Source organism: Rathayibacter sp. VKM Ac-2857, from assembly GCF_013205025.1.
Lineage (GTDB): Bacteria > Actinomycetota > Actinomycetes > Actinomycetales > Microbacteriaceae > Rathayibacter.
Genome location: NZ_JABMLE010000004.1, coordinates 261663 through 288572, shown reverse-complemented (window position 1 = coordinate 288572; position 26910 = coordinate 261663). Strand labels below are relative to the sequence as shown.

Sequence of the window (26910 nt, the reverse complement as noted above, 5' to 3'; positions counted from 1 at the left end):
GCCACGTAGTGCAGACGGCGGATGCCGACGCACCTGCCCTCGTCCTCAGCACGGTTGGCGGCGTCGATCGCGACCGCCGCTCCCGGTTCGCCCGCCCAGACCATCCGGGTATGGCCTTTGTAGCGGCGAGATCCGACCGGGTGCAACCGCTGTCGCCCTGTGCCGGTCGTCGCGCGACAGAGCCGACGCAGGTCGATGCTCGACTGCTCCGGACAACGAGGCCGCGACGGCTCCGCAAGCCCCCGACGCGGCGGGACGGGCGACCTAGGCTCGGGGCGTGACCTTCCGCGATCTGCTGCGCTCCCTGCCGTCCATGCCGTCCGAGCTGCCCGACTTCGAGGTGGAGGCGGCGCCGGCCGATCCGGTCGAGCTGTTCGGGCAGTGGCTCGAGGCGGCGAAGGACGCCGGCCAGCTCCTCCCCCACGGCGCAACGCTGTCGACCGCCGACGCCGACGGGACCGTCTCGGCGCGGGTGCTGGTGCTGCGCGACATCGACGACGCCGGCTGGGCCTTCTCGACCCATGCCTCCAGCCCCAAGGGGCGCGCGATGGCGGCGAACCCGCACGCCGCGCTGACCTTCTTCTGGCCGGTGCAGGGCCGGCAGGTCCGGGTGGAGGGCCGCGTCGAGCGCGCGTCGGCCGAGGAGTCGAAGAAGGACTTCCAGCGGCGCTCGGAGGCCGCGCGCACGGCGCTGCTGGTCGGTCGGCAGAGCGAGCCGATGAAGCGCGCCGAGGACTTCGACCTCGTGACGCTGCAGACCGGCGTCGCCGTCGCCTGCTCCCCCGCGACGCTCGACCGCGACTGGGCCGTCTACCGCGTCGTGCCCGAGCGGATCGAGTTCTGGCAGGGCTCGACCAGGGCGGAGCAGGACCACACCCGCCTGCTGTACAGCGCGACCGCCGCGGCGGGAACGACGGAGGCGGGCGGCTCCCCGTGGGAGCGCACCCGCCTCTGGCCGTGACGGCGCGGCCCTCGGGCCGCCGCCGCCCTACTTCTTGGGGCTGAGCTGCTCGATGATCGCCTGCGCGACGTCGTGCATGGTGAGGCGGCGGTCCATCGACGCCTTCTGGATCCAGCGGAACGCCTCGGGCTCGGAGAGGCCCATCTTCTCGTTCAGCAGGCCCTTGGCCCGGTCGACGAGCTTGCGGGTCTCGAAGCGCTCGACCATGTCGGCGACCTCGGCCTCGAGGGTGAGGATCTGGGCGTAGCGGGAGAGGGCGATCTCGATCGCCGGCAGTAGGTCGTTCGGTGTGAACGGCTTGACCACGTAGGCCAGGGCGCCGGCCTCGCTCGCGCGCTCGACCAGCTCCTTCTGGCTGAAGGCGGTCAGCAGGACGACGGGGGCGATGTGCGCCTTCGAGAGGCGCTCAGCGGCGGAGATGCCGTCGAGCTGGGGCATCTTCACGTCCATGATCACCAGATCGGGGCGCAGCTCGGTGGCGAGGGCCACGGCCGTCTCGCCGTCGCCCGCCTCACCGACGACCTCGAAGCCGTTGTCGCGGAGGATCTCCACGATGTCCATGCGGATGAGCGATTCGTCCTCTGCGACGACGACCCGACGGGGTGCGGTCTGCGGAGTTTCCTGGTCTGTCACGCCGAAGAGCCTACGGTATTCTCGACAGGCTCGTGATGAGCCGGTGTGGCGGAATGGCAGACGCGGGGCACTCAAAATGCTCTGTCCGAGAGGGCTTGTGGGTTCGAGTCCCACCACCGGTACTGCAGGCGCCCCGCGCGCGTCGCCGCTTCGCTACCGTCGTCGGATGGATGACGCCTCGGCGGCCTGGCCGCTCTTCTCCCTCGTGCTGCGCACGCCCCGCCTCGAGCTGCACCCGGTCCGCGACGCCGATCTGCCGGCCCTCGCGGCGGCCGCCGTCGCCGGGATCCACGAGCCCGGCCGCTCGCCGTTCCCCGCGGCCTGGGCCGAGGTGCCCGCCGAGCAGCTGCCCGCCGACCTCGCCCGCTACCAGTGGTCGCTCCGTGCCGCGACCCGGCCGGAGTCGTGGCGCATCGCCTTCGCGATCGTCGAGGACGGCGCGGTGATCGGCTGCCAGGACCTGCTCGCCGACGAGTTCGCGGCGCGGCGCACCGTCTCCTCCGGCTCGTGGCTGACGCGCGCGGCGCAGGGCCGCGGTCTCGGCCGCGAGATGCGCGCGGCCGCGCTGCTGCTCGCCTTCGACCACCTCGGTGCGGAGGTGGCGGAGAGCAGCGCGCTGGCGTGGAACACGGCCTCGATCCGGGTGTCGACAGGGCTGGGGTACGAGCTCAACGGCACGCAGCGCACGGTCGGTGCCGACGGAGTGGCGGTCGAGGAGACCCGGTTCCACGTCACGCCCGAGACCTTCCACCGCCCGGAGTGGGCGCTCGGGGTGTCCGGTCTCGAGGCAGCGCGCGCGTTCCTGATCACCCAGCCGGCGGCGAGCTCCTAGCGGGACCGGCCGGGACGAGCCGCTCAGAACTCCGCGAGGCTCCCGCGCAGACCGCCGCCCGGGTACTCCCGCCGCAGGATTCCGCGGCGACGCAGGATCGGCACCAGCTCGTCGAGCATCCGGTGCAGCGTCACCGGGTGGAAGTCGCCGGAGAAGGCGAAGCCGTCGTTGTCCGCGTCGTCACCGAGCTCCTGGACGAAGTCGGCGACCTCCTCCGCGGTGCCCACCACTCCGCTCCGGTCGGCGATCAGCCCAAGGCGCGCCTTGGCGGTGAGCAGGGCGCGCAGCGGGGCGTCGGCGTCGGCGCCGCCGTACAGGCCGGCGATGCTGCCGCGCGAGACGTGCTCGCCGAAGACCGACGGGTCGATCGGGCGGTCGAGGTCCAGCACGGTCAGGTCGGTCTCCAGGTCGCTGGACCAGGCGGCGGCCGCGGTGAGCAGCGCCGCGTCGTCGGGGTGGTCGGAGGCGTCGACGAGGCGCTGCGCCTCCTCCCGGCTCGAGACGATGATCGGCTTGAACACGAACAGGATCGTCAGGTCGTCGGGGTTGCGGCCGTGCGAGGCGGCCGCCGCGCGGGCCCGCTCGCGGTAGGAGCGGACCGTGGCGGTGTCGAGCGAGGCGAGGGCCAGCTGGATCTCGGACTGCGCGCCCGCGAAGTCGATGCCGCGCGGCGATCCGCCGGGCGAGACGAAGATCGGCTCGCCCGGGCCGGCGGCGGTCGAGGAGGATCCGGTGCCGAACGGCAGCGCGTTCAGCGGACCGTCGAAGGAGTAGTGCGTCCCTCGGTGCTGCACTGCGCGCAGCCGGTCGCCGTCGGCGAAGCGGCCGGTCGCCTCGTCCTGGACGAGCGCGCCGTCGTCCCAGCTGCGCCACAGCTCGCGGAGCGAGTCGAGCCACTCGTGCGCGCGGTCGTAGGCGCCGTCGTGCGCGAGCGGCTCCAGGCCGAAGTGCCGGCTGCTGCCGACGTCGGTGACGACGTTGAGCCCGAGGCGGCCGCCGCTGAGGTGCTGCAGCGTCGCGAACTGGCGCGCCGCCTGGTACGGGCTGTAGGCCATCGGATTCACGGTCGGCGCGACGCCGAGGTGCTGCGTCGCCTCGAAGAGCGAGGGCGCGAGCAGCAGCGGGTCGTGCTTGGGCCCGCCGTACGCGCGGCGGATCCGGAGGTCGAGGGTGCTCGCGTTCCCGAGCGAGAGCGCGTCCTCGATGATGACGAGGTCGAAGCCGGCCTGCTCGAGCTCGCGGGCACTGCGCCGGTAGACCTCGGCCGTCGTCCAGGAGTGGTCCCACTCCCAGCCGGGCTGCCCCCAGGCCTGCGGGCCGAAGCCGCGGGAGAGGAACCAGGCGAAGTGCTGCGGCCGGCTCACGACGCCTCCGCCAGCACCAGCGGCCGGACGACCGAGGCGCGCAGCCCGAGCTCGAGGTCGGCGAGCAGGTCCTCGACGTCCTCGATGCCGATCGAGAGCCGCAGCAGACCGGGGCCGATCCCCGCGGCCGCGAGCTGGTCGGCCGTGCGTCCGACGTGCGTGGTCGAGGCCGGGTGCAGCACGAGCGAGCGGACGTCGCCGAGGTGGGTCATCCGGGTGAAGAGGCCGAGGGCGTCGGAGAAGCGGCGCGCCGCCTCCTCCCCGCCGTGCAGCGTGAAGGAGAAGACCGAGCCCTGCCCGCGCGGCAGCAGTCGGCGAGCGAGCGGGTGCGAGGGGCTGGAGGCGAGTCCGCTGTAGTCGACGCTCGCGACCTCGGGCCGCTCCTCCAGCCAGCGCGCGACCACGAGGGCGCTGCGCGACTGGTGGCGGACCCGCAGCGACAGCGTCTCGAGACCCTGCTCGAGCAGGAAGGCGGTGAGCGGCGAGACGGTCGGCCCCATCCGGCCGGCGACGACGTGGCGGGCGTAGTCGGCGAAGGCGCGCTCGGGGTCGCCGCCGCGCTCGATCGCCGCGGCGAGGTGCGGGTACTGCGGCGTGCGCCAGTCGAAGCGGCCGCCGTCCACGATCACGCCGGCGATGACGGCGCCGTGCCCGGCCAGGAACTTGCTCGCGGAGTGCACCACGATGTCGGCCCCGTGCTCGAGCGGGCGGAGGAGGTACGGGGTGGCGAAGGTGTTGTCGACGACCACGGGGACGCCTGCGCGGTGCGCGACATCGGCGACGAGCCGGACGTCGACCACGTCGTTGCGCGGATTCGGGATCGACTCGATCAGGACGGCCCGGGTTCGCGGAGTGATCGCCGCGGCCCAGGCGAGCGGATCGTCGGCGTCCTCGACGAAGGTGGTGCCGATGCCGAGGCGGGCCAGGTTCTCCAGCAGGAGGTTGCGCGTGCCCTCGTAGAGGCTCGCGGCGGCGACCACGTGATCGCCCGCGGAGGCGAGCGCGAGCAGGGCGACCGAGACGGCGGCCTGACCGCTGCCGACCACGAGCGCGTCGACTCCGCCCTCGAGGGCGGCGAGGCGGCGCTCGACGGCGTCGGTGGTCGGATTGCCGACCCGGGTGTAGGTGTAGCCGTCCGCGCCGGCGAAGCGGTCGCGCGCCTCGTCGAAGGAGTCGAAGCTGAAGCCGGCCGTGAGGTAGATCGGGGTGCGCCGCGCGTGCAGCGCGTCCTCGACCGCTCCGGCGTGCAGCTGCCGGGTCGAGAAGCCCCAGCCCTCGTCGCCCGAATGCCCGTCCTGCGCCATGATCCGCCTCCTCCTGTCCACCGTCCGGCAGTGGGCATCACCGTGGCACGGGAGGCGGTCGGCGCGTCGGGTGGTTACCCGCCGTTACGCCGGAGCAGCGCTGCTCACCAGAACATCGTCCCGGGCGCGCCCTTGAACGGACCGACCACCCGCGACGTGATCCAGCCGCCGTAGAAGTCGCCCGGCTGCGGCTCCACGGTCTCGCCGTCGACGGTGCAGGAGTCCATCCGTCCCGGATAGAGCGCGACCGTGTCGACGAGCTCCTCGAATCCGGGCATCGGATCGGGGTAGATCCAGCCGGCGGCCTCGGCGACCGCGCCGCCGCCGCGCACCGTGAGGTAGGAGGCCGCGCCCTTGAACTCGCAGATGCTCCGACCGGGAGCGGGCTCGAGCGCGCCCTCCGCGAACGCGGAGCGCGGCAGGTAGTAGACGGGCGGGTGGCTGGTCTCGAGGACGCGGAACGCCTCGCGGGTGTCGGCGACGACGACGCCGCCGAGGCGGACCACGACGTGCTCGGCGGTGGGCTCGACCCTGGGCGGTCGCGGGTAGTCCCAGACGGATTCCTGTCCCTCGGCGGGGGGTGTGCGCTTCATCCCGCCCACGCTACGCGCGGCCGATGCGGCTCTTCTCCCGCTCCCAGGCGATGCGCGGCCGGGCGCGTCGGAGGTCCGCGGATCACCGCCGCGACGGCACGGGGTCGCCGAGGTCGCGTAACGTCGTCCTTGCGCCGGAATCCCGAGACCGCGCGCAGAAGGATCACACGCGTGCCCGAAGAATGCATCCACGGCCTCGACATCGCCCTCTGCGACGTCTGCTCCCCCGCCAAGCTCCCCGAGCCGCAGGGGCGCACGCGCGCACCGGTGCGCGTGCCGGGGACGTCCCGCGCGGCCACCGCGCGCGCCGCGGCCCGCGGCACTGCGCGCGAGAAGCCGCTCCCCCAGGTGGACGTCGCCGCGCAGCGCATCTACCACGTGACCCACCTCGACAACCTCGAGGCGATCGTCGCCGCCGGCGCCGTGCTCGCCGACCAGAACCTCGAGGGCCGCCCCGCGGTCGACGTCAGCGCCGAGACGACCCGCGAGCACCGCCGCGCCGTCCAGGTCAAGGACGGGGTCAGCGTCGCCGGCTACGTCCCGTTCTTCCTCTCCCCCGACGCCGCGCTCTGGGCCGACCTCCGCGGCGACCGCGTGCTGCCGCACTGGTCGCCCCGCGCGCACACCACCACCGCGTCGCAGTTCGTCGTCCTGGTCGGCTCGCTGTCCTCCGCCCCCGTGCTGAGCGACGGCGACGCGTCGCACGTGCTCACCCGCTTCACCGAGGGCGACGCCCTCGTGCGCACCTTCGCCCGGCTCCTCGTCGACGAGCCGGCGCTGCGCAGCGCCGAGGCGCTCGTGCCGGACCGCTTCCCGATCGAGGAGATCGCCGTCGTCGGCGTGCCGTCGGTCACCATGAAGAACAAGGTCAAGGCGATGTTCGAGAACAGCGGAGCCTCGCCCCGCGTCGCGGTCTACCCGCCCTGGTTCCACCCGGTCGCCGAAGAGGAGTGACCTGCGGAGTGACTCGACGGAGTGACTCCGCGGAGCAGGCCGGGCTGCGGAGTCCGGCCGGCTCCTACGCTCCGTCGAGCAGATCGAGCCGATCGGCGAGGTAGCGCTCGAGCGGCATCAGGCCCTGGTCGCCGAGACCGGGCGCCCAGCGCACGACGACCCGGTCGCCCCGAAGCGACAGCGGCTCCTGGCCGGCGGCGAGGCCCTCGGGGTCGATCGCCAGCCGGCGCCAGCCGTGGTTGACGATCTCGCCCTCGCGGAAGGGACCGTCGAAGGCCGCCTTGCGGACGGCCCGGCGCTCCTCCTGCGACTCCGACTGGTTGTTCGCGTGCAGCGGCGCGACGGAGCGAGTGACCGAGCCGGTCGCGAAGAGGTCGCCGTCGCGGCCGAGCAGCAGGACGCCGAGGCGCCAGGCGCGAGTGACGGGCGCCATCACGGGCGCGCGGCGGAAGCCGAGGATCGCGCGCGGCCGGCGGAGCTCGGCGAGGGCCTGATCGGCGACGTCGCGGCGCTCGAGCTCGGCGGCGGTCCGAGCGAGCAGCTCGCGGAGCGCTGTCGCGGCGCGCTCCGCCTCGTCCGGTGACGTCATGGTCGCGCTCCGTTCGACTCCGCTGTGCTGGACCGCCGCGGCTCGACCGCGCAAGCCCGACTCCACCAGCCTAGGTCGGGCGCCCTCGTGGCGAGGACGCCGGAGACGCCGACGGCGCGCCCGCCCCGGAGGGTGGACGCGCCGTCGAGAGGGTTCAGATCGCCGAGGCGAGGACCTCGTCGAGCTTCGCGGAGGCCTCCTCGTCGGTGGCCTTCAGCGCGAGCGAGAGCTCCGAGACCAGGATCTGGCGGGCCTTGAGCAGCATGCGCTTCTCGCCGGCCGAGACTCCGCCGGCCTGCTCGCGGCGCCACAGGTCGCGGACGACCTCGCTGACGCGGTAGACGCTGCCGCTGGCCATCTTCTCCTGGTTGGCCTTGAACCGGCGCGACCAGTTGCTGGCCTCCTCGGCCACGTCGCTGCGGAGCACGTCGTAGACGGCCTGCACACCGGCGTCGTCGATGATCTCGCGCACGCCGACGAGCTCGGCGTTCTCGACGGGCAGGGTGATCGTGAGCTCGCTGGTGTGCACGTTCATCGTCATGAACGTCTTCTCGACGCCCTTGACCGAGCGCTTCTCGAGCCCGGTGATCGTCACCGCTCCGTGGTGCGGGTAGACCAGGGTCTCGCCGACCTCGAATGTCATCATGTCGTGCCTTTCATCGTGGGGCGTAGTGGTGGGGAGGAGGAAGCGGGAGTCCGCAGCGGCGCGTCGGCGAGCCAGGGCGGGAGGAGGGCGACGAGCTGCTCGACGAGCTCCTCGTCCGTGCCGTCGAGGCCGCCCGCGAGCCAGGCGCCGACCACGGCGAGGACGCCGCCGGCGGCGAAGGTGGCCGTCAGCTCGGGATCGGTGCCGGCGGGCGCGTCGACGCGGGCGAGCACCTGGCGGTGCAGGGCGAGCACGGTGTCGAGCACGGCGTCGTCCGAGGCCACGCGGGCCGAGGCGCGGGCGCGGAGGCGAGCGTGGAAGGCGTGCCGGTCGACGAGGCGATCGACCAGGCGGACGTAGCCGCGCCGGAGCGCGCGGGCACCGGTGCGGTCCGCCGGATCGGGCGCGGCGACGTCGGACACGACGAGGTCCTCGCGGAGCAGCGCGGAGGCGACGGCCGCCGCGTCCTCGAAGTGCGAGTAGAACGAGCTGCGACTGATGCCGGCCTCGCGGACGATGTCGCTGACGGCGATGCCCTCGGCGCGACCGCCGTCGGTCTGCATGACGAGCCGCTCGACGGCGTCGAACACCCGGCGGCGGGTGCGGCGCGCCCGCGGGTCGCCCGACGCGGGCCCGGAGGGCGCCTCCGCTCCGTGCGGAGAGGCGGCTCGAGCGGAAGACATCTCCGGCAGTCTACCACTTCCCGGACAGGTGTTCGGAAAGCCCGGCGAACTGGTGGAGCGACCGGCGCGGAGGGCCGCCGAGATCAGCCCGCGGCGGTGCGCGTCGCGGCGAGGCGGCCGAGGCGGGTGCGCGCGGCGCGCTCGCTGGGCGAGACGTGGCCGAGGTACAGCTCGAGGGAGCGCATCAGCAGGCGGGTCGCGGTGATCGCGGGCCACCACGGGCGGCGGAGGCCGAGGAGGCGGCGCACCTCGGGCGACAGCGAGGCGGTGGCGCCGGCGAAGAGCAGCGGGTAGATCACGCCGGCCTCGCCGGGCAGCTTCACCGTCCGGAGGAACTCGACCGCCTCGTGCACGCGCTCGTCGGGACGCAGCTCGCCCGCGAACCCGGCCAGCTGCTCGCGCAGCTCGGCGACGCTCTCGGGCGGGTTCTCGACCCCGAGCAGGCGGCCCGACGCGGCCCACTCGCGGACGTAGGCGTCGGCGCCGCCCGGGATCGGGCCGCCCCACAGCTCGTGCGCGCCGAGGAACGCGTCGGTGAAGGCGTCGTGCACCCAGAGCAGCAGCCGCGGGTCCTGTGCCGAGTAGTGCCGCTCGACGTCGGCCGCGTCCTGGTAGGTGCCGACGATCCGCTCGTGCACTCCGGTCACCCAGCGGGCGGCCCCGGAGGCGGTGGCGGTGTCGCCGAAGCTCGTGGTGAGCACCCAGCGCACGGTGTTGTCGAGGCGGCCCATCGGGTCCTCGCGGTAGCGGGAGTGGTCGTGCACGCCGGCCATCGCGCCCGCGTGCAGCGTCTGCATCAGCAGCGCGCGGACGCCGGCGACCATCGTCGGCATCGCGCCGTTGACGGCCCAGACGGCGCTGCCGGGGCCGAAGAGTCCCGCGTCGTCCCCCGTCTCGAGGGCGGCGACCCAGTCGGGGCGGGGGCGGGGACGGCGTCGGCTCATCGGGTCAGTCTGCGCTCGGATCCTGGGGTGCGGCTGGTTGTCGCGTCACCCTTCCATGGGTCACACCGCGGGCGACCCACCACGGCGCTCACTCCCCCAGCAGCTCGCGCAGATCGTCCGCGGTCAGCGCCTGCGCGAACAGCTCGCCCTCGTCGAGCACGGCGGTGCTCAGCCGCGCCTTGCGCTCCTTCAGCCGGACGATCTTCTCCTCGATCGTGTCCTTCGCCACCAGCCGGTAGACGTTGACCCGGCGCTCCTGGCCGATGCGGTGCGCGCGGTCGACCGCCTGCGCCTCGGCCGCCGGGTTCCACCAGGGGTCGAGGATGAAGACGTGGTCGGCCTCGGTCAGCGTGAGCCCCGTGCCGCCCGCCTTCAGGCTGATCAGGAAGACCGGCGCGGCCCCGGAGCGGAACTCGTCGATCACCGCACCCCTGTCCCGAGTGGAGCCGTCGAGCTGCACGAACGGGATCCCCCGCCGGCGCAGCCGCTCGGCCGCCCGCTCGAGGTACGAGGTGAAGGTGCTGAAGACGAGCGCCCGGCGCCCCTCGGCCAGGACGTCGTCGAGCTGCTCGAGCAGCGCGTCGAGCTTGGCGGAGGGCACGTGCCGGTACGCGGGATCGACCAGGGACGCGTCGAGGGCGAGCAGGCGGAGCAGCGTGAGCGAGCGGAACACGGTGAAGCGCTGGCGGTCGAGGTCGTCGACGAGCCCGAGGAGCTTCCGCCGCTCGCGCTGCAGGTAGCCGTCGTAGAGCACGCGGTGACTCGGGGCGAGGGTGACCTCGAGGGTCTGCTCCTGCTTCTCTGGCAGCTCGGGCGCCACCGCCTCCTTCGTGCGGCGCAGCAGGAACGGGCGGATCCGGCGTCGCAGCCGGTCGAGGCGCCGCCGCGCTCCCTCGGAGTGCGAGACCGTGCGCCCCGCCGACAGGTCCGGCGAGGCGATGCCGACCGGCTCGTCCGCGTGCAGGATCGGGCGGGTGAACTCCTCGCGGAAGCGCCGCAGCGACGGCAGGAGCCCGGGCGCGGTCAGCGCGAGCACCGCCCACAGCTCGTCGAGCGAGTTCTCGAGCGGCGTGCCGGTGAGCGCGAGTGTGATCGGCGCGCCGACGCTCCGGGCCGCCTTGTGCGCCTGCGAGGACGGGTTCTTCACGAACTGCGCCTCGTCGAGCACGAGGGCCGACCACTTCCGCTCGGCCCACTGCTCACCGGCCAGGCGGAGCACGGCGTAGCTGGTAACCACGACGTCCACGTCGGCCGGCAGTGCGGCGAGCGACTCGCCGCGTCCCTCCCGCGAGCTGGTGACCGCCGCGACCCGGAGCGACGGGGCGAAGCGCGCGGCCTCCGAGAGCCAGCCGGGCAGCACCGAGGTCGGCGCGACCACGAGGAACGGCGCGGCCCGGACTCCGCCGGCGCGCGCCTCCTCGACGGCCTGAAGCATCATCGCGAGGGTCTGCAGCGTCTTGCCCAGCCCCATGTCGTCGGCGAGGATCCCGCCCAGGCCGTGCCGGCGGCGGTGCACGAGCCAGGAGTAGCCCTCGCGCTGGTACGAGCGCAGCTCGCCGGTGAGGCCGGTCGGCGGCTCGACGTCGACCGGCGCACCGGCCGCCAGTGCGTTCGCGAGCACGTCCTTCCAGGCGTCGGAGGCGACGCTCGCGTCGGCGAGCTCGTCCAGGTCGTCCCAGAGCGCGGTCTGGTGCCGGCCGATCCGCGGGCCGGTCTCCCACTCCTCCAGCTCGTCGGCGCGGTGCAGCAGCTCGCGGAGCCGGTCGAGTCCCGGATGCGCGAGCGAGAGGTAGGAGTGGTCGACGAGCCGGATCCGGTCGCCGCCGCTCGCGAGCGCTCGGAACAGCGGGCCGAACGGCACGCTCGCGTCGCCGATCGTGACGACGACGCCGAGGTCGAACCAGTCCGCGCTCTCGGTGTCGACGGCGGTGAGGGTGAGGGTCAGCGGTCCGTTGAGGAGGCGGTAATCGGGCTGCTTGCCCTCGCGCTCGATCCGCACGCCGCCGACCTCCTCCAGGAGGGGCAGCTGCTCGACCACGAAGACCGCCGCCGCCGCGCCGCGCAGGACGGCCGGCCGGTCGATGTCCGGGACGACGTCGGACTGCGCCGCTGCCAGGACGGTGCGGGCGCGCCGGAGGATGGCGGTCTCGATCACGTCGTCGCTCGCGCCGTCGAGCTCGCGGGCCCGGTCCGCGCTCCGCCGCCAGTGCCAGGAGATACGGACGACGCGGCGCGGCTCGAAGGAGACGGTGCAGACGAGCCGGGGCGGCTCGGGCTCGTCGAGCTCCACGCCCGCGTCCGCGCCGCGCACGGCGACGCGGCCACGCAGGGTCGGCAGGTGCTCCTCCAGGAACTCGGCGACGTCCTCCGCCGGGACGCTGGTCGGCTCGGGATGGCGGAGCAGCCGCAGCTCCTCGTCGTCGAGCGGCTGCGGCGTGGGCGCGAGCAGCAGCGCGGTCGGGTCACCGGACTCCACCAGGTAGACACCGTGCCGGGCGATGGGCCTGGCGGCCTCGATCGGGCGCTCGCCGGCGTCGAGCCGGAGGACGGGGGTGAGCTCCAGGGCGCCCGCCTGATCGGACGCGACCAGGGCGACGTGCGCCGAGGCGGAGCGCGCGAGAGCACCCGTGCCGGTGGTGAGCAGCGGGATGCGCAGGCCCTCGGCCTGCTCGAGCAGGCGCCAGAGCAGCGGGCTCTCGTAGTCGTCGAGGTGGATCCAGTCCGGGTCCTGGCCGAGGTGCACGGTCCGGGTGGCCCGGTGCAGGGCCGCGAACTCGGCGAACCAGCGCTGGTGCGCGGGGTCGAGCGAGAGCCGGTGGGTCTGGAAGTTCAGCGACTTCCAGGTCAGCGTCGAGCGGTTCCAGGCTCCGCCGCGACCGGGCACGACCGGGCGGGTCGCGAGGCGGTGCTCCTCGCGCTCGGCGGGGTCGTACGTCGCGGCGGTGACGCGCTCGCTCGCCGGGGCGCGCCACGGGTCGTCGGCGCGCCGGACGAGGCGGCGCAGCTCGAACTGCAGACCGATCGGGGTGAGCACCGGAGCCGCCTCGACGGGGTCGCCGCCGCTGAGCTCGCCCACGCGGGCGCGCCAGGAGGCGGCGGGCTTCTCGGGAGGCATCGCCCCATGCTGTCACGCCGCTCCGACACCGCTCCCGCGCCGAGGCGGCACCGGTCTGCGCGCCGACCCGTCGCAGCGGCAGAATCGGAGGATGAGCAGCAACGACTCCCCCGACCCCACCGTCCTCGCGATCGGCAGCGACGAGCTCCGCGTGGCGCTCACGACCGCGGGCGCCGAGATGACCTCCCTCCGCGACGGCGAGAACCGCGAGTACCTCTGGCAGGCCGGCCCCGAATGGCGTCGGCACGCTCCCGTGCTCTTCCCGATCATCGGACGGCTGCCGGGCGACACCCTGCACCACGACGGCCGGGACTACGCGATGGGCCAGCACGGCTTCGCGCGCGACCGCGTCTTCGAGCTGGCCGGCGTCGGCGGCGACGAGGCCGTCTTCCGGCTGCGCAGCGACGCCGCCACCTGCGCGGTCTTCCCCTTCGACTGGTCGCTGCTGATCGCCTACGCGGTGACCGGCGCGACGCTGCGGATCACGCAGACCGTCGAGAACCGCGGCACGGAGCCGCTCGGCGCCTCGGTCGGCAACCACCCGGCGTTCGCGCTGCCGCTGCCCGGGGCGACCGGCGAGCACCGGATCCGCTTCGCGCAGCCCGAGCCGGAGGGCTTCCGCCGGGCGCCCGAGAACCTGCTCGTCGCCGAGCGCCACCCGGCGCCGCTCGAGGACGGCGTGCTCACGGTCGACGACGCGCACTTCGAGGAGGGCGTGCTGATCTTCGACGAGCCGCGTCGCCGCACGCTGACCCTCGAGGCCGAGGGTGCGCGCTCGATCGCGGTCGATACCGGCGACTTCGACGTCGTCGGCGTCTGGAAGCCGGTCGGCGCGCCGTTCGTCTGCATCGAGCCGTGGCGGAGCGTGCCGACGCCGGAGGGGTGGGACGGCGACATCGTCGACAAGCCGCGGCAGTTCGTGCTCGCGCCGGGCGAGCAGCGCGCCTTCTCCTACAGCATCACGCTCAGCTGAGGCTCGTCGCGCTGCAGCTGCGCGTCGAGGAGCTCGAAGCGGCGGATGATCAGGCCCTCGCGGGTCGCCCACGGGCAGATCACGAGCGTCTCGACGTGCAGCGCCTCCATGGCCGCCTCGGCGACGAGCGCACCGGCCAGCAGCTGCGGGGCGCGGAGGGTGGAGACGCCGGGGAGTGCCGAGCGGTCGGCCGCGCTGATCGCGGCGAGGCGGGAGGACCAGAGCCGGAGGTCGACCAGGTGCAGCTCGCGGCGGGCGAGCGGGCCGGCGGCGCTCGGAGCGGCCCCGGCGATCCGAGCCAGGGAGCGGAAGGTCTTCGAGGTGCCCGCCACGAGATCGGGGGTGCCGAGGGCGAGGAAGGCGCGGACGGGCTCGGCGAGCACCTCGCGGGCGTGCCGGCGGGCGGCCTTGACGCTCGTCGCGGAAGCGGGATCGCCGTTCAGGAGGTCGCGAGTCACGCGGCCGGCACCGAGCGGCACCGAGACGGCGAGCTCGGGCACCTCGTCGACGCCCATCGACAGCTCGAAGGAGCCGCCGCCGATGTCGAGATCGAGGATCGAGCCGGCGCCCCAGCCGAACCAGCGGCGGACGGCGAGGAAGGTCGCGGAGGCCTCGGCCTCGCCGCCGAGCTCCTGCAGGTGCACGCCGGTCTCGGTGCGGACGCGCTCGAGCACCGCGGCGCCGTTGCCGGCCTCGCGGATCGCGGAAGTGGCGAAGGCGAGCAGGTCCTCCGCGCGGTGGCGGCGGGCGACCTCGTGCGCCTCCGCGACGAAGGAGATCAGCTCGCGCTGCCCCTCCTCGGTGATGTCCCCCGCGGCGTCGAGGTAGGCGACGAGCGCGAGGCTGCGCTTGTGCGACCGGTACGGCACGGGCCGAGCCCCCGGGTGCGCGTCGACGAGCAGCAGATGGACCGTGTTGGAGCCGATGTCGAGCACGCCGAGTCGCATGCCTCCACGCTAGCGCGGCCCGCAGCCACCCCCGGACCGGCGGCGACGTCCCCCACGGCACCGCGACCGCGGGCGCGTGCATGCTGATCGAGTAGCCCGCGCAGCGGACGTATCGAGATCCACCACGCCTGAACACGAGTCTGCAGACCCGCCCTGCTGACGACGCCGGGTCTCGATACGCCGCTGCGCGGCTACTCGACCAGCATGGGAGGCGCGGCCCTCTGAAGGGGCCGCTGTGCACGCGCAGCCAGCGTCGGCGGCTTGCTCGTGCGGCGAGGAGCGGCTCGCGCCCCGAAGGGGCCGCGGCCCTTGCACCCGATGCACTGACAAACGTGGGTCTCGATACGCCGCTGCGCGGCTACTCGACCAGCATGCTGGGGCCGCTGCGCGGCTTCTCGATCAGCGGGAGCGGGAGCGGCGCCGCGAGTCCGGGAGCGTGGCGCCCGAAGGGCCGCCACCCCTGCAGACCAGCCGCCGCTCCGCAGGGTCACCGGCGATCCGCGTGCCAGCGGATCGTCGTACCCGGAACGCGACCGGCTCCCACCAGCGCACCCCGTCGCGAAGCCGACCGCCGACGGACGACGAGGAACGAGGAGTCCGTCGCAGAAGGGCCCGGCCGCGCAAGCGACCGGGCCCTTCTGCAGAGACTCAGTGGTCCCAGTTCTCCACCGGCTCCGAGGAGCTGGAGGAGCCGACGACGTGCACGCGCATGTCGTTGGTGGTGCCGGCGCGTCCGGGGGGCGACCCGGAGACGACGACGACGGTGTCGCCGGCCTTCGCGAGGTTCTCGCGGAGGAGGACGGCGTCGACCTGGGCGAACATCGCGTCCGTGTGGTTCACGCGGGGCGTGACGTAGGACTGGACGCCCCAGTTGAGCGCCATGCGGCGGCGGACCGAGGGCTCGGGGGTGAAGCCGATGATCGGGATGCCGTGGCGCAGGCGGGTCATGCGGCGGACGGAGTCGCCGGACTCGGTGAAGACGCAGAGGAACTTGGCCTCGACGAACTCGGCGACCTCGGCGGCGGCGAGGGTGACGGAGCCGCCCTGGGTGCGCGGCTTGCTGCCGAGCGGGGGGATCCGCTCGAGGCCGTGCTCCTCGGTCGACTCAACGATGCGCGCCATGGTCTGGACGGTGACGACCGGCCAGGCGCCGACGCTGGTCTCGCCGGAGAGCATGACCGCGTCGGCTCCGTCGAGGATGGCGTTCGCGACGTCGGAGGCCTCGGCGCGGGTGGGACGCGGGCTCTCGATCATCGACTCGAGCATCTGGGTCGCGACGATGACGGGCTTGGCCCAGCGGCGGGCGAGCTCGACGGCGTGCTTCTGCACGATCGGCACGGCCTCGAGGGGCAGCTCGACGCCGAGGTCGCCGCGGGCGACCATGATGCCGTCGAAGACGTCGATGATCTCCTGCAGGTTGTCGACGGCCTGCGGCTTCTCGATCTTGGCGATGACGGGAGCCTTGCGGCCCTCCTCCGCCATGATCTCGTGCACGCGGACGATGTCGCTGGCGTTGCGCACGAAGGAGAGCGCGATGATGTCCGCGCCGAGGCGGATCGCCCAGCGGAGGTCGTCCTCGTCCTTCTGCGACAGCGCGGGCACGTTGACCGCGACGCCGGGCAGGTTGATGCCCTTGTTGTTCGAGATGTTGCCGGGGACGACGCACTCGGTGATGACGCGGGGGCCCTCGACGGCGGTGACGCGGACCGCGACCTTGCCGTCGTCGATCAGGAGCATGTCACCGGGGTTCACGTCGTCGGGCAGGCCCTTGAACGTGGTGCCCGAGAGCTCCTTGGTGCCGAGGACGTCCTCGGTGGTGATGGTGAAGACGTCGCCCTCGGCGAGGGGGTACGGACCGCCCTCGAACTTGCCGAGGCGGATCTTGGGACCCTGCAGGTCGACCATGATCGCGACGGCGCGACCGGAGTCCTCGGCGGCCTTCCGCACGAGGCGGTAGATGCCCTCGTGCACGTCGTAGCTGCCGTGGCTGAGGTTCATGCGGGCCACGTCCACGCCGGCGTCGATGATCGCACGAATGGTCTCGTACGACGACGTTGCCGGGCCGAGGGTGGCGACGATTTTCGCTCGTCTCATTGAGGGGGTGCTCCGTTGTTCTGCGCCCGGGGGCGCGTCGTTAGCGGGGAGGGTGAGCTGTGAAGCTGGCGCGCGAAGACTATCGCGTCCGTGGGACTAGAGCGTGAAGCCCCGGTCGTTGGGCCCGACGGGCGCGGGCAGCTGGGTGGTGCCTTCGAGGTAGCGGTCGATCTCGGCCGCGACGGAGCGGCCCTCGGCGATCGCCCAGACGATCAGCGACTGGCCGCGGCCGGCGTCCCCGGCGACGAAGACGCCCGGGACGCTGGTCTCGAAGCGGTCGCCGCGGACCACGTTGCCGCGGTCCGTGAAGGGGACCTCGAGCTGGCCGGCGAGGTGCTCCGACTCCGGGCCGGTGAAGCCAAGGGCCAGGAGGACCAGGTCGGCCGGGATCTCGCGCTCGGTGCCCGCCTTGGGCACGCGGCGGCCGTCGAGGTACTCGGTCTCGGCCACGCGCACCGCGCGGACCTCGCCGACCTCGTTGGCGAGGAACTCGACGGTCGAGGCGAGGAACACGCGCTCCCCGCCCTCCTCGTGCGCACTGGCGATCTCGAAGACCGTCGGGTCCATCGGCCAGGGCTGGCTGTCGGGACGCTGCGAGGGCGGCTGGGTGCCGATCGCGAGGTTGGTGACCGAGGCGGCCTTCTGGCGGTGCGCGGTGCCGATGCAGTCGGCTCCGGTGTCGCCGCCGCCGAGGACGACGACGTGCTTGCCCTCGGCCGAGATCTGCTCGAAGACGCGGTCGCCCGCGATGGCGTGATTCGACTGCACCAGGTACTCCATCGCGAAGTGCACGCCGGCCAGGTCGCGGCCGGGGATCGGCAGATCGCGCGGGACCATCGCGCCGGTGGCGACCACGACGGCGTCGTAGCGCGCGCGCAGGTCGTCCCAGGTGATGTCCGTGCCGATGTCGACGCCGGCCCGGAAGCGGGTGCCCTCGGCCTTCATCTGGTTCAGCCGCAGCTCGAGGTGCTTCTTCTCCATCTTGAAGTCGGGGATGCCGTAGCGCAGGAGGCCGCCGATGCGGTCGTCGCGCTCGTAGACCGCGACGGTGTGCCCGGCGCGGGTGAGCTGCTGCGCGGCCGCGAGACCGGCGGGGCCGGAACCGACGACGGCGACCGTCTTGCCGGTCAGGCGCTCGGGCGGGTGCGGCTGCACCCAGTCGTTGCCGAAGGCCTGATCGATGATCGAGACCTCGATCTGCTTGATCGTGACCGCGGGCTGGTTGATGCCGAGCACGCAGGACGACTCGCAGGGCGCGGGGCACAGGCGGCCGGTGAACTCCGGGAAGTTGTTGGTCGCGTGCAGGCGCTCGATCGCCTGGCGGCCCTCGCCGCGCCACATCAAATCGTTCCACTCGGGGATCAGGTTCCCGAGCGGGCAACCCTTGTGGCAGAACGGGATGCCGCAGTCCATGCAGCGGCCGGCCTGCCGGCGCAGCACGGCGGTGTCGCCCTGCTCGTACACCTCTTTCCAGTCCATCAGCCGCACGGACACCGGGCGCCGCTTGGGCAGCTCCCGGTCCTGCACCTTCAGGAATCCCTTGGGATCAGCCACCGGTCACCTCCAGAATCCGTCCCCAGACGACGTCGCCGTCGGGGTCGAGCCCCTCCTCCACGGCGGATGCTCGCGTCGCGAGCACCGCGGCGAAGTCGCGGGGCAGTACCTTGACGAAACGCGAGACGGTTCCGTCGAAATCGTCGAGCATCCCCTGGGCCAGGGTCGACTCGGTCTCGGCCACGTGCCGCTCGAGCAGGTCGCGCAGGATCTCCACGTCGGCGCTGCCGAGCTCGGAGAGCGTCAGCTCGCCGGTGGCGATCGCGTCGCGGTTCACCAGCTCGCGGCGCAGGTCGTGGATGTAGGCGGTGCCGCCGGACATGCCTGCGCCGAGGTTGCGGCCGGTCGCGCCGAGGATGACGGCGAGCCCGCCGGTCATGTACTCGAGCGCGTGGTCGCCCACGCCCTCGACGACCGCCGTGGCACCCGAGTTGCGGACCAGGAAGCGCTCGCCGACCATCCCGCGGATGAACATCGTGCCCTGGGTCGCGCCGTAGCCGATCACGTTGCCTGCGATCACGTTCGCCGACGCGTCGAAGGTGCTGCGGCGGTCGGGCCGCACCACGATCTGGCCGCCGGAGAGGCCCTTGCCGACGTAGTCGTTCGAGTCGCCCTCGAGGCGCAGCGTGATGCCCGCGGGCAGGAACGCGCCGAGCGACTGCCCGGCCGAGCCGCGCAGGTTCACCGTGATGGAGTCGGCCGGCAGCCCGTTCTCGCCGTAGCGGACGGTCACCTCGTGGCCGAGCATCGTGCCGACCGCGCGCTCGGTGTTCTTGATCTCGCGGTCGATCACGACGGTGCCGCGGTGGTCGAGGACGTTCGCGGCGAGGCGGATCAGCTCGTTGTCGAAGTGCTTCTCCAGCTCGTGCTCCTGCGCGCGGCCGTGGCGGCGCGGCTCCTCGGCCTGGAAGACCGGGCCGACCAGGATCGGCGTCAGGTCGAGCCCGCTCGCCTTCCAGTGCTCGATGGCGCGGTTGACGTCGAGCAGCTCGCGGTGGCCGACGATCTCGTCGATCGTGCGGAAGCCGAGCTGCGCGAGGTACTCGCGCACCTCCTGGGCGATGAACTCGAAGAAGTTGACGACGAACTCGGGCTTGCCGTTGAAGCGCTTGCGCAACTCGGGGTTCTGCGTCGCGACGCCCACCGGGCAGGTGTCGAGGTGGCAGACGCGCATCATGATGCAGCCCTCGACGATCAGCGGGGCGGTGGCGAAGCCGAACTCCTCGGCGCCGAGCAGGGCCCCGATCACGACGTCGCGGCCGGTCTTCATCTGGCCGTCGACCTGCACCACGACGCGGTCGCGCATGCCGTTGAGCATCAGCGTCTGCTGGGTCTCGGCGAGGCCGAGCTCCCACGGGGTGCCCGCGTGCTTGAGCGAGTTGACGGGGCTCGCGCCGGTGCCGCCGTCGTGGCCCGAGACGAGGATGACGTCGGCGAGGGCCTTGGCCGTGCCGGCCGCGACCGCGCCGATGCCCGACTGGCTGACGAGCTTCGCGTGGATGCGCGCCTTCGGATTCGCCCGCTTGAGGTCGAAGATCAGCTGCTTGAGGTCCTCGATCGAGTAGATGTCGTGGTGCGGCGGCGGCGAGATGAGGCCGACGCCCGCGGTCGCGTGCCGGGTGCGCGCGATCCAGGGGTAGACCTTGGTCGGCGGCAGCTGGCCGCCCTCGCCGGGCTTGGCGCCCTGGGCGAGCTTGATCTGGATGTCGTCGGCGTGGGTCAGGTACATGCTCGTGACACCGAAGCGGCCCGAGGCGACCTGCTTGATCGCGGAGCGGCGCTCGGGGTCGAGCAGTCGCTCCGTGTCCTCGCCGCCCTCGCCGGTGTTCGACTTGGCGCCGAGGCGGTTCATCGCGATGGCGAGCGTCTCGTGCGCCTCCGGCGAGATGGAGCCGTAGCTCATCGCCCCGGTGGAGAAGCGCTTGACGATCGACTCGACCGACTCGACCTCGTCGATCGGGACGGGCGTGCGGCCCTCCGTGTCGAGGGTGAACATGCCGCGGAGGGTCATCAGCGAGAGCGCCTGGTCGTCGACCATCTTGGTGTACTCGCGGAAGACGTCGTAGCGGCGGTTGCGGGTGGAGTGCTGCAGCCGGAAGACGGTGTCCGGGTTGAAGAGGTGCGGCGCGCCGTCGCGGCGCCACTGGTACTCGCCGCCGACCGCGAGGCGCTCGTGCGCGACGACCGCGCCGTCCTCGGGGTACGCGGCACGGTGGCGTGCGGCGTTCTCCTCGGCGACGACGTCGATCCCGATGCCGCCGAGCTTGGAGGCGGTGCCGGTGAAGTACTGGTCGACGAAGACCTGGCTGAGGCCGACGGCCTCGAAGGTCTGCGCGCCGGCGTAGCTCGACACGGTCGAGATGCCCATCTTGGACATGATCTTGAGCACGCCCTTGCCGAGCGCCTTGATCACGTTCTTGACGGCCTTCTCGGGCGAGATGTCCGAGATCATGCCGCTGCGCACCAGCTGCTCGCAGGTCTCCATCGCGAGGTACGGGTTCACCGCGGAGGCGCCGTAGCCGATCAGCGTCGCGACGTGGTGCACCTCGCGGACGTCGCCGGCCTCGACGACCAGCCCGACGCGCATCCGGTTCTCGGTGCGGATCAGGTGGTGGTGCACGGCGGCGAGCATCAGCAGCGAGGGGATCGGCGCGAGGTCCTTGGTGGAGTCGCGGTCCGAGAGCACGAGGAACTGCGCTCCGGCGGCGATGGCCTCGTCGGCCTCGGCGCACATCGCGTCGAGGCGGTCCTGCATGGCGCGGGGGCCGGCGTCGACGCGGTAGAGGCCGCGGATCGTCGTGGTGATGTGGCTGAGCGGGCGCGGCGCGATGTGCTGGATCTTGGCCAGCTCGTCGTTGTCGATCACCGGGAAGTCGAGGACGACCTGGCGGGCGTGCTCGGCGCCGGCCGAGAGCAGGTTGCGCTCCGGGCCGAGGCCGAGGCGCAGCGAGGTGACGACCTCCTCGCGGATGGAGTCGAGCGGCGGGTTGGTCACCTGCGCGAACGCCTGGGTGAAGTAGTCGAAGAGCAGGCGCGGGCGCTTGGAGAGCACCGCGACCGGGGTGTCGGAGCCCATGGCGCCGAGCGGCTCGGCGCCGGCCTTCGCCATCGGCAGCAGCAGCAGCCGCACCTCCTCCTCGGTGTAGCCGAAGGTGCGCTGGCGGCGGTTGACCGACGCGGGCGTGTGCACGATGTGCTCGCGCTCGGGCAGATCCTTGAGGTTGATGCGGCCCTTGTCGAGCCACTCGTCGAAGGGACCGGAGTCGGCGAGCTGCGCCTTGATCTCCTCGTCCTCGACGATGCGGCCCTGCTCGGTGTCGACCAGGAACATCCGGCCCGGCTGCAGCCGGCCCTTGCGGACGATCTTCGCGGGGTCGATGTCGAGCACGCCGATCTCGCTGGCGAGCACGACGAGGCCGTCGTCGGTGACGACGTAGCGGCCGGGGCGCAGGCCGTTGCGGTCCAGCGTCGCGCCGACGAGGTCGCCGTCGGTGAAGACGATCGCGGCCGGGCCGTCCCACGGCTCCATGAGCATCGAGTGGTACTCGTAGAAGGCGCGGCGCTTCTGGTCGATCGCGGCGGCCTGGTTCTCCCACGCCTCCGGCACCATCATCATGATCGCGTGCGGCAGCGAGCGGCCGGCCAGCGTGAGCAGCTCGACGGTCTCGTCGAACGAGGCCGAGTCGCTGCGGCCGGTCGAGACGATCGGGAACAGCGGCGAGAGGTCGCCGAGCTCGGCGCTCTTCAGCTGCGACTGGCGCGCGCGCATCCAGTTGCGGTTGCCCTGCACCGTGTTGATCTCGCCGTTGTGCGCGATCATCCGGAACGGCTGCGCGAGCGGCCAGGACGGGAAGGTGTTGGTCGAGTAGCGCGAGTGCACCAGCGCGAGCTTCGAGGTGAAGCGCTCGTCGGACAGGTCGGGGTAGAACGGCTCGAGCTGGAGCGTCGTGACCATGCCCTTGTAGACGAGCGTGCGGCTCGAGAGCGACATGAAGTACACCTCGAGCTCGCGCTCGACGCGCTTGCGCAGGCGGAAGGTGAGGCGGTCGAGGCGGAGCCCGGCCAGCGGCACGCCGGCGGCGTCGGTCAGCTCGCTCGCGACGTAGAGCTGCTCGATCGCCGGCATCGCGGCGCGGGCGAGCGTGCCGATCTCGTCGGGCTGGACCGGGATGGAGCGCCAGCCGAGGACCGTGAGGTTCTCCTCGCGGGCCATCTCGGCGATGGTCGACTTGACCCGCTCGCGCTCGAAGACGTCGACGGGCAGGAAGGCGTTGCCGACCGCGTACTGCCCGACGGGGGGCAGCTCGACGGCCGCGACGGCGCGCAGGAAGTCGTCGGGGATCTGGGTGATGATCCCCGCGCCGTCACCGGTGCCGGCGTCCGAGCCGACGGCGCCGCGGTGCTCGAGGTTGCGCAGCGCGTTCAGCGCGGCGTCGATGATGTCGTGCCCGGCCGTCCCGCGCATGGTGGCGACCATGGCGAGACCGCAGGCGTCCTTCTCGGCCGCCGGGTCGTACATCCCCTGGGCACTCGGGGTGCCGAGGAACGGCACGGCGGGGACGCGGGGCGAGGGCTGAACGGGAGCCATGGGGACCGTCCTCACGAGAGTCGTAGCGGATCGGGACGTCGCTGGCCCGCGGTGTGGTGGTGGAGGAGCGGCTCCCCGATCGGGAGGGCCGTGCGTTCTGTGGTCGCGGAGCGGAGATCTGGCGCCGTCGGCGGGGCCGTGCGATCGCGCCCCGCGGCAGCGCTTGTGGCTGAGCCGCGGGGAGCGATCGGACGGGGTGGGAGCTGGATGCGGGGCCGCGGGGGTGCCGCGGACCGCGTCAGCTGCGGGAGACCGTCGACTTCTCGGCGTCGGTGCCGGAAGAAGGAGTGGTGGGTGCGTCGGAGTCGGACTCGACGTCCTCAAATTCTACCGCAGCCGGGGCGGGCGTCCACTCGCGACCGGGCCGGTAGGCCGAGGTCTCGCGGCCGGGGTGCTCGCGCCGCTGGATCACGACGAGGAGCAGGCCGATCACGATCGCGATCAGGGCGGCCCAGACGTTGGTGCGGATGCCCCAGAAGAACTCGCTCGGGTCGATGCGGATCGACTCGAACCAGACGCGGCCGACGCCGTACCAGATCAGGTAGGCGGCGAACACGGTGCCCCACTGCAGCTTGAGGCGGCGCTCGAGCAGCAGGATGACGGCGATGCCGACGGCGTTCCAGAGGATCTCGTAGAGGAAGGTCGGGTGGAAGAGCGTGCCGGCGGGCAGGCCGACCGGGAAGGCCGGGTTGCTGCTCTCGATCTCGAGGCCCCAGGGCAGGGTCGTCGGCAGGCCGAACAGCTCGTGGTTGAACCAGTTGCCGAGGCGGCCGATGGCCTGCGCGGCGAGCATGCCGGGGGCGAGGGCGTCGGCGAAGGTCCAGAAGCGCACGCCGGTCCAGCGGCAGCCGATCCAGGCGCCGACGGCACCGCCGATCAGGCCGCCGAAGATCGCGTTGCCGCCGTTCCAGATCCGGATGATCTCCCACGGGTCCGCGCCGGCGAAGAAGTAGTCGCCGGGGTGCGTGAGCACGTGGTAGAGCCGCGCGCCGATGATGCCGAGCGGCACGGCCCAGATGATGATGTCGAGGACGACCCAGGGCTCGGCGCCGCGGCGCTTGAGGCGGGCGTTCGTCATGATCGTGGCGACGACGATGCCGACCAGGATGCACACGGCGTAGGTGTGGATCGAGAACGCGCGATCGAAGAGCGTGAAGTCGTACTGACTCCACGCCTCGGGCGGACTCGGGATGCTCAGCGGTACGGACACCGGTACGTCGACCTTTCGAAGGAGGGATCCCGCGGTCGCGGCGGCGCCGCGCCCCGACGGGCATCCCGAGTGTACTGGGAGGCGTCAGGCTCGCGGACGCGTGCCCTCTGCCAGACCTCGTGCCGTCTCCGCCACGGCGTCGACCCCGCCCGAGGCGAGCGCGCGCACGAGGGCCGAGCCCACGATCGCGCCGTCGGCGTAGGCGAGGATCTCGGCGACCTGGTCGCCGGTCGAGACGCCGACCCCGACGCAGGCGCTGTCGGAGCCCGCGGCGCGCAGCCGGTCGACCAGGGTGCGGGCGGCGCGGTCCACGTCGGCGCGGGCGCCGGTGATGCCCATCGTCGAGACGGCGTAGACGAAGCCCCGGCTGGCCTCGACGGTCGCGCGCAGACGCGCGTCGGTGGAGGACGGTGCCGCGAGGAAGACGCGGTCGAGGCCGAGGCGCTCGGAGACGGCGATCCACTCGGCGCCCTCGTCGGGGATGAGGTCGGGGGTGATCAGGCCGGAGCCGCCCGCCTCGGCGAGGTCGGTGGCGAAGCGCTCGACGCCGTACTGCAGCACGGGGTTGTAGTACGTCATGACGAGCACCGGCACGTCGACCCGCGCGCGGATCTCGCGCACGGCCTCGAAGCCGTGGCGGAGGCGGAAGCCGCCGGCGAGGGCCGCCTGCGTCGCCTCCTGGATGACCGGGCCGTCCATCACCGGGTCGGAGTAGGGCAGGCCGAGCTCGATCGCGTCGACGCCGTTCTCGGCCAGGGCGACCGCGGCGTCGATGCTCGTCGCGAGGTCGGGGAAGCCGGCGGGCAAGTAGCCGATCAGGGCACCCGCGGCCTCCTGGTTGCGGCGGCGGACGGTCTCGGCGACGCTCGGTCCGAGGCCGCTCACGACTGCACCGCGCCCTGGTCGATCAGGCCGAAGTAGCGCGCGGCGGTCGTCATGTCCTTGTCGCCGCGACCGGAGAGGTTGACCAGGATGGTCGCGTCGGGGCCCAGCTCGCGGCCGAGCTCGAGCGTGCCGGCCAGGGCGTGCGCCGACTCGATGGCGGGGATGATGCCCTCGGTGCGGCTGAGCAGCATCAGGGCGTCCATCGCGGCGGAGTCGGTGACCGCGCGGTAGTCGGCGCGGCCGATGCTGGAGAGCCAGGCGTGCTCGGGGCCGACGCCGGGGTAGTCGAGCCCGGCCGAGATCGAGTGCGAGTCGATGGTCTGGCCGTCCTCGTCCTGGAGCAGGAAGCTGCGGGCGCCGTGCAGGACGCCGGGGCGGCCCTTGCTGATGGTCGCCGCGTGGCGCGGGGTCTCGATCCCGTCGCCGCCGGCCTCGAAGCCGACGAGCCGGACGTCCGCGTCGTCCAGGAACGCGTGGAAGATGCCCATCGCGTTGGAGCCGCCGCCGACGCAGGCCGTGACCGCGGTGGGCAGGGCGCCTGTGAGCGCGAGGACCTGCTCGCGCGCCTCCTCGCCGATGATCTTCTGGAAGTCGCGCACCATCGCCGGGAAGGGGTGCGGGCCCGCGACGGTGCCGAAGATGTAGTTGGTGGTCTCGACGTTGGTGACCCAGTCGCGCATCGCGTCGTTGATCGCGTCCTTGAGGGTGCGCGAGCCGGTGGTCACCGAGACGACCTCGGCGCCGAGCAGGCGCATCCGGGCGACGTTGAGCGCCTGGCGCTCGGTGTCGACCTCGCCCATGTAGACGACGCAGTCGAGGCCGAAGAGCGCGGCGGCGGTGGCCGTGGCCACGCCGTGCTGACCGGCGCCGGTCTCCGCGATCACGCGGGTCTTGCCGATCCGCTTGGTGAGCAGTGCCTGGCCGAGCACGTTGTTGATCTTGTGCGAGCCGGTGTGGTTGAGGTCCTCGCGCTTGAGGATGATCCGCGCGCCGCCCGCGTGCTCGGCGAAGCGCGGCACCTCGGTGATGATCGAGGGCCGGCCGGTGTAGCTGCGGTGCAGCTCCGTCAGCTCGGCCGCGAACCCGGGGTCGACCTTGGTGCGCTCGTACTCGGCGCTCAGCTCGTCGAGCGCCTCCACGAGGGATTCGGGGACGTAGCGTCCGCCGAAGTCGCCGAAGTACGGGCCGAGTTCATCCCGGAGTGCCATGGCAGGTGCCGCCTATCAGTGGATCGTGGATCGGTGCGGGGATCGTGCGGATCCCGGCTCAGTGCGCGAGGAAGCCGGCGAGGGTGGAGACCGGGTCGCCGCCGGTGACGAGGGCCTCGCCGACGAGGACGACGTCGGCGCCGGAGCGGCGGTAGTGCGCGACGTCGTCGGCCGAGAGGACCGCCGACTCCGCGACCTTGACCGCGTCGGCCGGGAAGCGCTCGGAGAGGCGGCCGAAGAGGTCGCGGTCGAGCTCGAAGGTGGAGAGGTCGCGGGCGTTGACGCCGATCAGGCGCGCGCCGAGGTCGGCGGCCCGCTCGAGCTCGTCGCCCGAGTGCGTCTCGACCAGCGGAGTCATCCCGAGCTCGAGGACGAGGGCGTGCAGCTCGGCCAGCACGGGCTGCTCGAGTGCGGCGACGATGAGGAGGACGAGGTCCGCCCCGGCCGCGCGCGCCTCGAGGACCTGGTACGGCTCCGCGATGAAGTCCTTGCGCAGCACCGGGATCGAGACCTTCGCGCGGACGGCCTCGAGATCGGCGAGGGAGCCCTTGAAGCGGCGCTCCTCGGTGAGGACGCTGATCGCGCTCGCTCCCCCGAGCTCGTACTGGCCGGCGAGCAGCGCCGGGTCGGGGATCTCGGCGAGGGCGCCGCGGGAGGGGCTGGAGCGCTTGACCTCGGCGATGATCCGCACGCGCTCGGCGGGGGCCAGCGCGGCGAGGGCGTCGAGGGCGGGCGGGCGCTCGGCAGCACGCCGCTCGAGGACGGCGAGGGGGACGGTCTCGCGACGCCGGGCCGCATCGGCCAGGGCGCCGGCGGTCAGATCGCTGAGCACT

The 26910-nt window shown here is 72.9% G+C and carries 21 protein-coding genes and 1 tRNA gene; 5 read left to right on the top strand and 17 right to left on the bottom strand.

The annotated features are described in order from the left end of the window. Positions 1 to 277 precede the first annotated feature (277 nt). Positions 278 to 961, top strand: a complete 684-nt coding sequence (locus HQQ86_RS18225) for a pyridoxal 5'-phosphate synthase (RefSeq protein WP_173289751.1) — start codon at positions 278 to 280, stop codon at positions 959 to 961. Positions 962 to 988: 27 nt separating this feature from the next. Here the strand turns inward: HQQ86_RS18225 and HQQ86_RS18220 are convergent, their stop codons facing one another. Beyond that, positions 989 to 1594: an ANTAR domain-containing response regulator gene (locus tag HQQ86_RS18220; protein WP_123446252.1), complete on the bottom strand. Its 606-nt coding sequence runs from the start codon at positions 1592 to 1594 to the stop codon at positions 989 to 991. Positions 1595 to 1633: 39 nt separating this feature from the next. On the opposite strand from HQQ86_RS18220, the gene HQQ86_RS18215 reads away from it, so the two are divergent. Beyond that, positions 1634 to 1716: transfer RNA gene (locus HQQ86_RS18215), tRNA-Leu, on the top strand. 44 nt (positions 1717 to 1760) lie between these two features. Next, entirely contained in the window at positions 1761 to 2426 is a 666-nt protein-coding gene (locus tag HQQ86_RS18210) for a GNAT family N-acetyltransferase (RefSeq protein ID WP_173289750.1), read from the top strand. Positions 2427 to 2449: 23 nt separating this feature from the next. Here HQQ86_RS18210 and HQQ86_RS18205 read toward each other — a convergent pair whose 3' ends face one another. From HQQ86_RS18205 to HQQ86_RS18195, 3 genes are all read right to left on the bottom strand, one after another. Beyond that, entirely contained in the window at positions 2450 to 3790 is a 1341-nt protein-coding gene (locus HQQ86_RS18205) for an LLM class flavin-dependent oxidoreductase (protein WP_173289748.1), read from the bottom strand. Beyond that, positions 3787 to 5094 carry an O-acetylhomoserine aminocarboxypropyltransferase/cysteine synthase family protein gene (locus HQQ86_RS18200; RefSeq protein ID WP_173289746.1) on the bottom strand — a complete coding sequence of 436 codons (1308 nt, stop codon included), beginning with the start codon at positions 5092 to 5094 and terminating at the stop codon, positions 3787 to 3789. Before HQQ86_RS18200 ends, HQQ86_RS18205 begins: the two co-directional genes overlap by 4 nt. Positions 5095 to 5198: 104 nt before the next feature. After that, positions 5199 to 5687, bottom strand: coding sequence for a DUF427 domain-containing protein (locus tag HQQ86_RS18195; protein WP_173289744.1), 489 nt, complete (start codon positions 5685 to 5687; stop codon positions 5199 to 5201). Between the two features lie 171 nt (positions 5688 to 5858). Between HQQ86_RS18195 and HQQ86_RS18190 the strand changes: the two genes are divergently transcribed. Then, positions 5859 to 6641: a DarT ssDNA thymidine ADP-ribosyltransferase family protein gene (locus HQQ86_RS18190; RefSeq protein ID WP_173289742.1), complete on the top strand. Its 783-nt coding sequence runs from the start codon at positions 5859 to 5861 to the stop codon at positions 6639 to 6641. A gap of 64 nt (positions 6642 to 6705) precedes the next feature. Here the strand turns inward: HQQ86_RS18190 and HQQ86_RS18185 are convergent, their stop codons facing one another. The 5 genes from HQQ86_RS18185 to HQQ86_RS18165 all read right to left on the bottom strand — a co-directional run bounded on the left by HQQ86_RS18185 (position 6706) and on the right by HQQ86_RS18165 (position 12618). Then, on the bottom strand, positions 6706 to 7230 hold the full coding sequence (locus tag HQQ86_RS18185; protein WP_173289740.1) for a hypothetical protein: 525 nt from the start codon (positions 7228 to 7230) through the stop codon (positions 6706 to 6708). Positions 7231 to 7384: 154 nt separating this feature from the next. Next, on the bottom strand, positions 7385 to 7873 hold the full coding sequence (locus HQQ86_RS18180) for a CarD family transcriptional regulator (protein WP_123446565.1): 489 nt from the start codon (positions 7871 to 7873) through the stop codon (positions 7385 to 7387). Beyond that, a complete protein-coding gene (locus tag HQQ86_RS18175; protein ID WP_173289738.1) occupies positions 7873 to 8559 on the bottom strand; it encodes a TetR/AcrR family transcriptional regulator in 687 nt (228 codons plus the stop codon). Before HQQ86_RS18175 ends, HQQ86_RS18180 begins: the two co-directional genes overlap by 1 nt. Positions 8560 to 8642: 83 nt before the next feature. Further along, positions 8643 to 9503 carry an oxygenase MpaB family protein gene (locus tag HQQ86_RS18170; protein ID WP_173289736.1) on the bottom strand — a complete coding sequence of 287 codons (861 nt, stop codon included), beginning with the start codon at positions 9501 to 9503 and terminating at the stop codon, positions 8643 to 8645. A gap of 88 nt (positions 9504 to 9591) precedes the next feature. Then, complete coding sequence (locus HQQ86_RS18165; RefSeq protein ID WP_173289734.1) at positions 9592 to 12618, bottom strand: DEAD/DEAH box helicase; 3027 nt, start codon at positions 12616 to 12618, stop codon at positions 9592 to 9594. Between the two features lie 91 nt (positions 12619 to 12709). Between HQQ86_RS18165 and HQQ86_RS18160 the strand changes: the two genes are divergently transcribed. After that, on the top strand, positions 12710 to 13591 hold the full coding sequence (locus tag HQQ86_RS18160; RefSeq protein ID WP_173289732.1) for an aldose 1-epimerase family protein: 882 nt from the start codon (positions 12710 to 12712) through the stop codon (positions 13589 to 13591). Here HQQ86_RS18160 and HQQ86_RS18155 read toward each other — a convergent pair. The 8 genes from HQQ86_RS18155 to trpC all read right to left on the bottom strand — a co-directional run bounded on the left by HQQ86_RS18155 (position 13570) and on the right by trpC (position 26909). Beyond that, the gene (locus tag HQQ86_RS18155; RefSeq protein ID WP_173289730.1) at positions 13570 to 14538 is read right to left on the bottom strand and encodes a Ppx/GppA phosphatase family protein; all 969 of its coding nucleotides are present in this window, start codon (positions 14536 to 14538) and stop codon (positions 13570 to 13572) included. The two genes, HQQ86_RS18160 and HQQ86_RS18155, sit on opposite strands and share 22 nt — an antisense overlap. 648 nt (positions 14539 to 15186) lie before the next feature. Next, on the bottom strand, positions 15187 to 16632 hold the full coding sequence (gene pyk / locus HQQ86_RS18150; RefSeq protein ID WP_123446241.1) for a pyruvate kinase: 1446 nt from the start codon (positions 16630 to 16632) through the stop codon (positions 15187 to 15189). Positions 16633 to 16728: 96 nt separating this feature from the next. Further along, complete coding sequence (locus HQQ86_RS18145) at positions 16729 to 18186, bottom strand: glutamate synthase subunit beta (RefSeq protein ID WP_160089816.1); 1458 nt, start codon at positions 18184 to 18186, stop codon at positions 16729 to 16731. Continuing rightward, on the bottom strand, positions 18179 to 22705 hold the full coding sequence (gene gltB / locus HQQ86_RS18140; RefSeq protein ID WP_254072255.1) for a glutamate synthase large subunit: 4527 nt from the start codon (positions 22703 to 22705) through the stop codon (positions 18179 to 18181). Before gltB ends, HQQ86_RS18145 begins: the two co-directional genes overlap by 8 nt. 307 nt (positions 22706 to 23012) lie before the next feature. Then, positions 23013 to 23966 (bottom strand): prolipoprotein diacylglyceryl transferase, encoded by a 954-nt coding sequence (gene lgt, locus HQQ86_RS18135; RefSeq protein ID WP_367948749.1) that lies wholly within the window; start codon positions 23964 to 23966, stop codon positions 23013 to 23015. A 102-nt stretch (positions 23967 to 24068) separates the two neighbouring features. After that, positions 24069 to 24869 (bottom strand): tryptophan synthase subunit alpha, encoded by an 801-nt coding sequence (trpA, locus tag HQQ86_RS18130; RefSeq protein ID WP_173289726.1) that lies wholly within the window; start codon positions 24867 to 24869, stop codon positions 24069 to 24071. Continuing rightward, positions 24866 to 26077 (bottom strand): tryptophan synthase subunit beta, encoded by a 1212-nt coding sequence (gene trpB / locus HQQ86_RS18125; RefSeq protein ID WP_173289725.1) that lies wholly within the window; start codon positions 26075 to 26077, stop codon positions 24866 to 24868. Before trpB ends, trpA begins: the two co-directional genes overlap by 4 nt. Positions 26078 to 26135: 58 nt before the next feature. Next, complete coding sequence (trpC, locus tag HQQ86_RS18120) at positions 26136 to 26909, bottom strand: indole-3-glycerol phosphate synthase TrpC (protein WP_173289723.1); 774 nt, start codon at positions 26907 to 26909, stop codon at positions 26136 to 26138. Position 26910: the final 1 nt, after the last annotated feature.